The 7639-nt window shown below is 66.4% G+C and carries 8 protein-coding genes; 3 read left to right on the forward strand and 5 right to left on the reverse strand.

The window, feature by feature from the left end; all coding sequences use genetic code 11:
- The 3 genes from WA317_RS13265 to WA317_RS13275 all read left to right on the forward strand — a co-directional run.
- Positions 1-144 (forward strand): hypothetical protein (locus tag WA317_RS13265; RefSeq protein WP_425173480.1); only part of this gene is annotated, 144 nt, incomplete at its 5' end.
- Positions 145-212: 68 nt separating this feature from the next.
- Positions 213-845 carry a TetR/AcrR family transcriptional regulator gene (locus WA317_RS13270; protein WP_425173473.1) on the forward strand — a complete coding sequence of 211 codons (633 nt, stop codon included), beginning with the start codon at positions 213-215 and terminating at the stop codon, positions 843-845.
- A 75-nt stretch (positions 846-920) separates the two neighbouring features.
- Entirely contained in the window at positions 921-2534 is a 1614-nt protein-coding gene (locus tag WA317_RS13275) for an FAD-dependent monooxygenase (RefSeq protein WP_425173474.1), read from the forward strand.
- A gap of 69 nt (positions 2535-2603) precedes the next feature.
- On the opposite strand, the gene WA317_RS13280 is transcribed toward WA317_RS13275, so the two are convergent.
- From WA317_RS13280 to WA317_RS13300, 5 genes are all read right to left on the reverse strand, one after another.
- Positions 2604-4025, reverse strand: coding sequence for an acyl-CoA carboxylase subunit beta (locus tag WA317_RS13280; RefSeq protein WP_425173475.1), 1422 nt, complete (start codon positions 4023-4025; stop codon positions 2604-2606).
- 30 nt (positions 4026-4055) lie between these two features.
- Positions 4056-5318: a 3-oxoacyl-ACP synthase KasB gene (gene kasB, locus WA317_RS13285; RefSeq protein WP_425173476.1), complete on the reverse strand. Its 1263-nt coding sequence runs from the start codon at positions 5316-5318 to the stop codon at positions 4056-4058.
- 28 nt (positions 5319-5346) lie between these two features.
- Positions 5347-6597 carry a 3-oxoacyl-ACP synthase KasA gene (gene kasA, locus WA317_RS13290; protein WP_425173477.1) on the reverse strand — a complete coding sequence of 417 codons (1251 nt, stop codon included), beginning with the start codon at positions 6595-6597 and terminating at the stop codon, positions 5347-5349.
- The gene (gene acpM, locus WA317_RS13295; protein ID WP_425173478.1) at positions 6594-6941 is read right to left on the reverse strand and encodes a meromycolate extension acyl carrier protein AcpM; all 348 of its coding nucleotides are present in this window, start codon (positions 6939-6941) and stop codon (positions 6594-6596) included. The genes kasA and acpM overlap by 4 nt, the downstream gene beginning before the upstream one ends.
- Before the next feature lie 144 nt (positions 6942-7085).
- Positions 7086-7639: ACP S-malonyltransferase (locus WA317_RS13300; RefSeq protein ID WP_425173479.1), on the reverse strand; the 554-nt coding region annotated here is incomplete at its 5' end.

The raw sequence follows: 7639 nt of genomic DNA on the forward strand, positions 1-7639 counted from the left end.
GCGGAGTTCGAATACGCGGTCACCCACGAGGGTGCGCTGGAGATCGGTGACATCGTCGATCGCCGCACCCGGATCGGTCTGGTGGAGCCCGACCGGGACCGCGTCATCGAGGTGGCCGAGGAGTTCCTGGCGCGATTCGGCTGACGGGTGCCGGGCATCTGCAGCGGCGGATACGATGGAACGGAACTAACCCGTACCGGCTAGGACGGATCATGGAGCTGGAAAGTGGCCAGACGACGCGCACCCCGCGGCCGGCGCGAAGCCCGGGACGTCTCGATCGATCCTTGGACGCAGCCATCCTGGAAGCCGCGCTAACGGGTGTGGCTGAGCTGGGGTATGACCGGTTGAGCATGGACGACATCGCGTCTCGTGCCGGCGTCGGCAAGGCCGCGATCTATCGTCGCTGGGCATCCAAAGCCATGGTGGTCGCCGACGCGATCGCCCACTGGCGACGACGCCTGGGACCCGTCGAGCCGCCCAACACCGGCAGCCTTCGCGGCGACATAGAGGTCCTGGTGGCTGCCGTGCCTGACCTTGATAACGCTGATTTGGGCACAATTCAGGTCGTCGTAGGGGTGGCCACGGCAGCGATGCACAACCCCGTCCTGGCGGCTGCCTTGGACGACCTTGTGCTATCCACCCCCCGGCACATCATCCGAGCGGTCCTCGATTATGCGGTGGCTCGCGGCGAACTGCCGGGCGGACGCGATCTGAATCTGATACCCGACGTGGTCCTAGGCCTCAACGTGCTGCGGGTGATGACGGGACGGCCAATCGACCGGGTCTTTTTCCGGCGGGTGCTCGAAGACGTGATCTTGCCGCTTGCCGGCGCACCGACGCCGTAGCAGTTGCGCGTTCTCCTCGAGCATGTCACCGTGGGTTACACGGAACTAGTTAGTTCCGTGCAGAAGGGAGAGGCGATGAACGTTGCGGATTTTCCCGTGTTGATCGCTGGTGCCGGCGCAGGCGGACTGGCCACCTCGGCGCTGCTCGCCAAACACGGCGTTCGCTCGCTGATGGTCGAGAAGCGCCGCGAGATCTTCATTTACCCGAAAGCGCGCAACCTGAGCTTCCGCAGCCTGGAAATCCTGTGCGGTCTGGGTCTCGCCGACGAGATCCACGCGATCGCCGAGGGAGTCTCGGACATGCGCGGCAAGCCGACGCTGAACAGCGCCGAAGAGATACAGGCGTTCGACGTCGACGCAATCTTCTCGCCCTTCCGGGAACTGAGCCCCGAGCCGGCCGGGCAATACTGTCCCCAGAGTGCATTGGAACCGATCTTGCTCGACTACATCCGTCGGCACGGCAGCCAGGTGCGCTATGGGACCGAGTTGTGCTCATTCGAGCAGGATGAAACGGGCATCAAAGCAGTCGTACGCAGACGGGAGTCGGAAACACTGGATACGGTGCGCGCCGACTATCTCGTGGCAGCCGACGGCGTGCACAGCCCGATCCGCGACGCGCTTGGCGTGACGACCTCGGGCTACGGCGCACTGCCCATCTTTGTCGTCTTCATCTACTTCCGGGGGCCGTGGCGGAAGTTCGTCCCCCAGCTCGGCGACGGCGACGCCGTGCAAGTCGACAACGCCGACCTCCAAGGCATATTTCTCCCGGTGTACGAGGACTTTGGCATGTTCATTACCACTTACTTCCCAGGCAAGGGGGAGGCCGCCGCTCAGTTCAGCACGCAGGGTTGCCGCGAAGTGCTGACGAAAGCGATTGGTGAGCCGATCGACGTGGAAGTGGTCGATGTCGCGCCATGGCAGCCCTACGAGCGGGTAGCCGCTCAGTTCCAGAACGGCCGAATCTTTCTCGTCGGTGACGCGGCCCACACCATGCCGCCGTTCAAGGCCGGCGGAGCCAACACCGCCATCCAGAGTGCGCACAACCTGGCCTGGAAGCTGGCCGCCGTCTGGAACGGGACGGCCGATCCCGCGTTGCTGGCCACTTACCACACCGAGCGACACCCCGTCGGATGCTTCAATGCGCGCCAGTCACTGACGGGGCCGGCGCTCGGTTTTCTGCGATTAGACGACGACAGGCCGCGATTGCCGCCGGACGAGGAAGCGCCGATGTTCGAGCTGCTCATCGGCTATCAATACCGCTCAGCCGCGGTGGTGGCCAACGAGCCCGCGACGGCGGATTCCGGCGACGTGTTGCTGGTCGACGAACTGCATGGACAACCCGGCACCCGCGTCCCGCACGCCTGGGTCTTCCGTGGCGACAAGCGGGTCTCGACGCTCGACTTACTCGGCTCCGGGTTCACGCTGCTGACGGGGGAGCAGGGGACCGGTTGGTTCGACGCCGCGGCTGCGGCGTCGGCGGCTCTTGGCGTTGCCGTTGACGTTCACCGGATTGGGGCGGACGGGGACGTCGTCGACCCGGACGGCGCGTGGGCGGCGGTCACCGGTCTTGGGCCTGGCGGTGCGGTCTTGGTCCGTCCGGACGACTTCGTCGGGTGGCGGGCCGACACGCTGCCTGAGCACCCCGAAAGCGAACTGCACCAAGCGCTCTCGAGAATACTCTGCCGCTGAGCTGCGTGAGCGTAACGCTAGTGCGAATCTGGTGGCTGCAATTCGCGGTGGCGCTACGCTCGCGCGCGATTACAGCGGGATGTTCTTGTGCCGGCCGCGGCGCGCCGGCGCCTCGGCCAGCGCCTCGGTCAGCTTGCTGCGGGTGTGCGCCGGGTCGATCTTCTCGTCGACCACACCGATCTCTATCGCGCTGTCCACCCCGCCGGCGATCCGCTCGTGCTCGTCAGCGAGCTCGTTGTGCAGCGCTTCCCGCTCGTGCTCGGGCGCGGCGGCCAGTTTCCTTTTGTGCAGGATGCCCACCGCTGCCTTCGCGCCCATCACCGCGACCTCGGCGTCCGGCCAGGCGAACACCTTGCTGGCGCCCAACGACCGCGAATTCATCGCGATGTAGGCCCCGCCGTAGATCTTGCGGGTGACCAGCGTGACCCGGGGGACTGTGCTCTCGCCGAACGCGTGCAGCAGCTTGGCGCCGCGCCGCACCACACCGCCCCACTCCTGGTCGACGCCTGGCAGATAGCCGGGCACATCGACGATGACCACCAGCGGGATGCCGAACGCGTCGCAGAGCCGCACGAAACGTGCCGCCTTCTCCGCACTTTCGGAGTTCAGGCAGCCACCCAGCCGCAGCGGGTTGTTGGCCAGCACACCGACCGTGCGACCCGACAGCCGGCCCAGCCCGACCACCATCGACGGCGCCCACTTGGCCTGGAACTCGTCGAAGGGAGTGTCGTCATCGAGGACCGCGGTCACGATCGGGTGCACGTCGTAGGCGCGCCGCGACGATCCCGGCAGCAGCGCACGGATGTCGGTGTCGCCTGCCTCGGCCTTGCCGCGGTCGAAAAGTCCCTGCTGTGCGAACAAGCCGACCAACCGGCGTCCACGCGCGTACGCGTCCCGCTCGTCGTCGGCGACGATGTGGCAGACCCCGGACTTCTTGTGGTGGGTCTCCGGCCCGCCCAACGAAGCCATGTCGACGTCTTCGCCGGTCACACTACGCACGACGTCGGGCCCGGTGACGAAGACGCGGCCCTCCGGCGCCATGATGACGACGTCGGTCAGCGCCGGCCCGTAGGCCGCGCCGCCGGCGGCGAACCCGACGACCACCGAGATCTGCGGGATGTAACCGGAGGCCCGGATCATCGCCTCGAACACTGTCCCGACCGCGTGCAGCGCACGCACGCCTTCGGCCAGCCGGGCGCCCCCGGAATGCCAGATGCCGATGATCGGGCTCTGCTCCGCAATCGCGGTGTCGTAGGCGTTGACGATGTGCGAGCAGCCCTCGGTGCCCATCGCGCCGCCCATCACCGTGCCGTCGGTGCAGAACGCGACGGTGCGCACGCCGTTGACGGTGCCGGCGGCGGCCAGCACCCCGGAGCGGTCCCGCTCGTGCAGCAAGTCGACGCTGTCGTCGTCGAAGAACGCGCTCAGTCGCAGCAAGGGGTCACGAGGATCGATCGACTCGCTGACCGCCTCTGGGGCCACGATCGTCATCGCAGTTCTCCTGTCGATAGATGCTGAGCGTCAGTATTTGCCGAAAGCCAACGCGACGTTGTGTCCGCCGAAGCCGAACGAGTTGTTGATGGCGTACTCGTACTTGCCCGGGCGCGGCTGGCCGGCCACCACGTCCAGGTCGATCTCGGGATCGAGATTGACCAGGTTCAGTGTCGGCGGGACGGTCTGGTCCCGCAGCGCCAGCACGGTCAGAATCGACTCGACTGCGCCGACCGCGCCGACCGAGTGGCCCAACGCCGACTTGGGCGCATACACCGCCGGGTGGTGGTCACCGCCCAGGGCGTTGTTGATGGCTTTCGATTCCGCGAGGTCGCCGACCGAGGTGCCGGTGGCGTGCGCATTGATGTGGTCGATGTCGCCCGGCGTCAGGTCCGCGAGCTGAATCGCCCGGGTGATCGCGTGCCCGGCGCGTTCCCCGTTGGGATCCGGGGCCACCATGTGGAAGCCGTCGGAGGTGACGCTGGCCCCCATCAGCCGGGCAAGGATACTGGCCCCGCGAGCTTTGGCGTGCTCTTCGGTCTCGATGACCATCAGGGCGCCGCCCTCACCGAAGACGAACCCGTCGCGGTCTCGGTCGAACGGACGGCAGGCACCGGCCGGGTCGTCATTGTTCTTCGACAGCACGATGCGCATCGACGCAAACGCCGCGATGGGCACCGCCTCGATTCTGGTCTCGACGCCACCGCAGATGGCCATGTCGGCTTCACCGAGCACGATCTGCTGCCAGGCCCGCGCGATGCCCTCCGAACCGGACGCGCAGGCCGACACCGGGGTCATCACTCCGGCCTTTGCGTGGCGTTCCAGACCGACCGCGGCCGACGCGCCGTTGGGCATGTACATCTGCACGACCAGCGGGTGAACCGCTTTCATGCCACGTGCCCGCATGTCGTCGTAACTGAAGATCAGTTCTTCGGTGGAACCTATGCCGGTGCCGATGGACACCGCCAACCGGGTGGTGTCGACCTCGGGCGCGCCGGCGTTGTCCCACACCCGCCGCCCTAAGACGGTCGCCATCTTCTGCAGGTAGCCCATCCGGCGGTTCTCGATCCGGGTCAGCTGGCTGTCGAATTCCTCGACAAGGTGACCGCCGATGCGGACCGGAAGGTCGAACTCCTCGACGAACGGGTCGTCGAGCTTGCGGATGCCGCTTTGCCCGTCCAACAGATTCTTCCACGTGGTTTCCGTGTCGGATGCCACGGCGGTGGTCATGGCGATGCCGGTGACGACCACATTGGGGAAGCCTTTCCCCGTAGCCAGTCCTGAAGTATTCATCAGTGTCGGAGGAGTTCCTTTCGGTCCTTTAGTAACGCCCGAAGGCGAGTGCGACGTTGTGTCCACCGAAGCCGAACGAGTTGTTGATCGCGTAACGGTAATCGCCGTAACGGGGTTCACCCGCGACCACGTCCAGATCGATCTCGGGATCTGGTGTCTCGTAATTCAGCGTGGGTGGGATGACTCCGTCACGCAGGGTGAGCACGGTGAGCGCCGACTCCAGTGCGCCCACGGCGCCGATGGAGTGGCCCAGCGCGCCCTTCGGCGCGTACACCGCGGCCTGCTCACAACCGGCGACCCGGATGGCGTTGGCCTCGGCGGCGTCACCGATCGACGTTGCTGTTGCGTGTGCGTTGATGTGGTCGATGTCGCTCGACGACAAGCCCGCCAACTCCAGCGCGCGCTTCATCGCCTGACCGGCGCGGATACCGTCCGGCGCCGGCGCGACCATGTGGAAGGCGTCGGAGGTGATGCCGGCTCCCATCAGCCGGGCCAGCGGCTTGGCGCCGCGGGCCTTCGCGTGCTCCTCGGTTTCGATGACCAGCATCGCGCCGGCCTCGCCGAACACGAACCCGTCCCGGTTCTTGTCGAACGGGCGCGACGCCCCTTCGGGGTCGTCGTTGTTGGTCGACATCGCCCGCATCATCGAGAACGCCGCGATGGGCAGCGCCTCGATGCCGCCCTCGACACCGCCGCAGACGGCGATGTCGGCGTCACCCAGGACGATCTGGCGCCACGCGTGCGCAATCGCCTCCGAGCCTGACGAGCACGCCGAAACCGGAGTCATCACCCCGGCCCGGGCGCCCAGTTGTAGGCCGACGACGGCCGCGGCGCCGTTGGGCATAATCATCTGAACAGCCAGCGGGGACACCTTGCGGGGCCCGCCCTCGTTCATCAGGTCGTAGCTCTCGACGATCCGCTCCGCGCCGCCCAGACCGGTGCCGACCACGACGGCGAACCGGTCCGGGTCGACCTCAGGGGTGCCGGCGTTGTCCCACAATTGGCCGCTGAGGAACTTGGCCATCCGCTGGACATACGACATGCGTCGCATGTCCAGCCGGCCCATGTGGTCGTCGACGGACTCCTTGAGGTGGCCACCGATCTTGACAGGCAGGTCCCATTTGGTGACGAACTCGTCTTCGAGGACGCGGATGCCGCTTTCGCCGGCCAGTAGGGCCTTCCACGTGCCCTCGATGTCCGCCGCTACCGACGTCGTCGCTGTGACGGCGGTCACCACCACATTGGGGTAACCGCCGTTAGCAGTGGAAGGCTTGGTCACTTGCTGTCCGCATCTATCCTCGAGCGCACGGCCTCGGCCTTGTCGGGATTTTCCGTTTCGAGCTTGGCGCGCAGCGCCTGGGCGGCTTCAGGGTTCTCTTCCTCGAGCTTCTGGATGTACTCGACGACGTCGCCGACGGTGCGCAGCCCGGCGAGGTCCTCGTCCGGAATCTTGACGCCGTACTTGTCCTCGGTCTGCACGGCGATCTCCACCATCGACAGCGAGTCGATGTCCAGGTCGTCGACGAACGACTTCTCCGGCGTCACCTCGGACGGCTCGATACCGGTGACTTCTTCGATGATCTCGGCGAGACCGGCGATGATTTCTTGCTGACTGACAGGCACAGCGGTTTCCCTTCGTAATGTGTTGTGTTACTTGTTATGTGCGATATGACTTCGTTGCGTGCGGTATGAGTGCGTTTCGTATCTGGTAGCGAGTTATGCGGTCGTACTCGAACGGGTCCGGCGATCGGGCTGGTGCAGCTCGGGCTACTCCAATTCAGCCAGGCCCGCCAGGTCTGCCGGCGACTTGATGGCGTAGCCCGGCACGCCCTTGAGTTCGCGCTTGGCGATGCCGGCCAACGTCCCTGCCGGCGGGAACTCCAGGATCGCCGTGACATTGTTCTGCCGCAGAGTCGCGGTGCACAGATCCCACCGCACCGGCCGGGTCAACTGAGCGACCAGCTTCTCGATCGCCTCCGCGGCCGACGATACCGGCTGTCCGTCATAATTCGACAACAGCGTGGCAGTGGGCGCGGCGGTTTGCACCTCGGCCACTGCTGCCGCGTAGCCGTCGAGGGCAGCGGCCATGAACTCGGTGTGGAAGGCCCCGGCTACGCCCAGCGCGCGGACGCGCGCCCTGGCCGGCGGATCCTCAGCGAGCTTGTCCAGAGCATCCAGGCGGCCCGCGGCGACGATCTGACCGGCGGCGTTACGGTTGGCCGGAACCAGGTCGAGCTGCTCCAGACGGGCCAGCACCTCGGTCTCGTCCCCGCCGAGCACCGCCGACATCCCGGTCGGCTCGTTGGCGCACGCCTTGGCCA

Source organism: Mycobacterium sp. (assembly GCF_049802695.1).
GTDB lineage: Bacteria > Actinomycetota > Actinomycetes > Mycobacteriales > Mycobacteriaceae > Mycobacterium.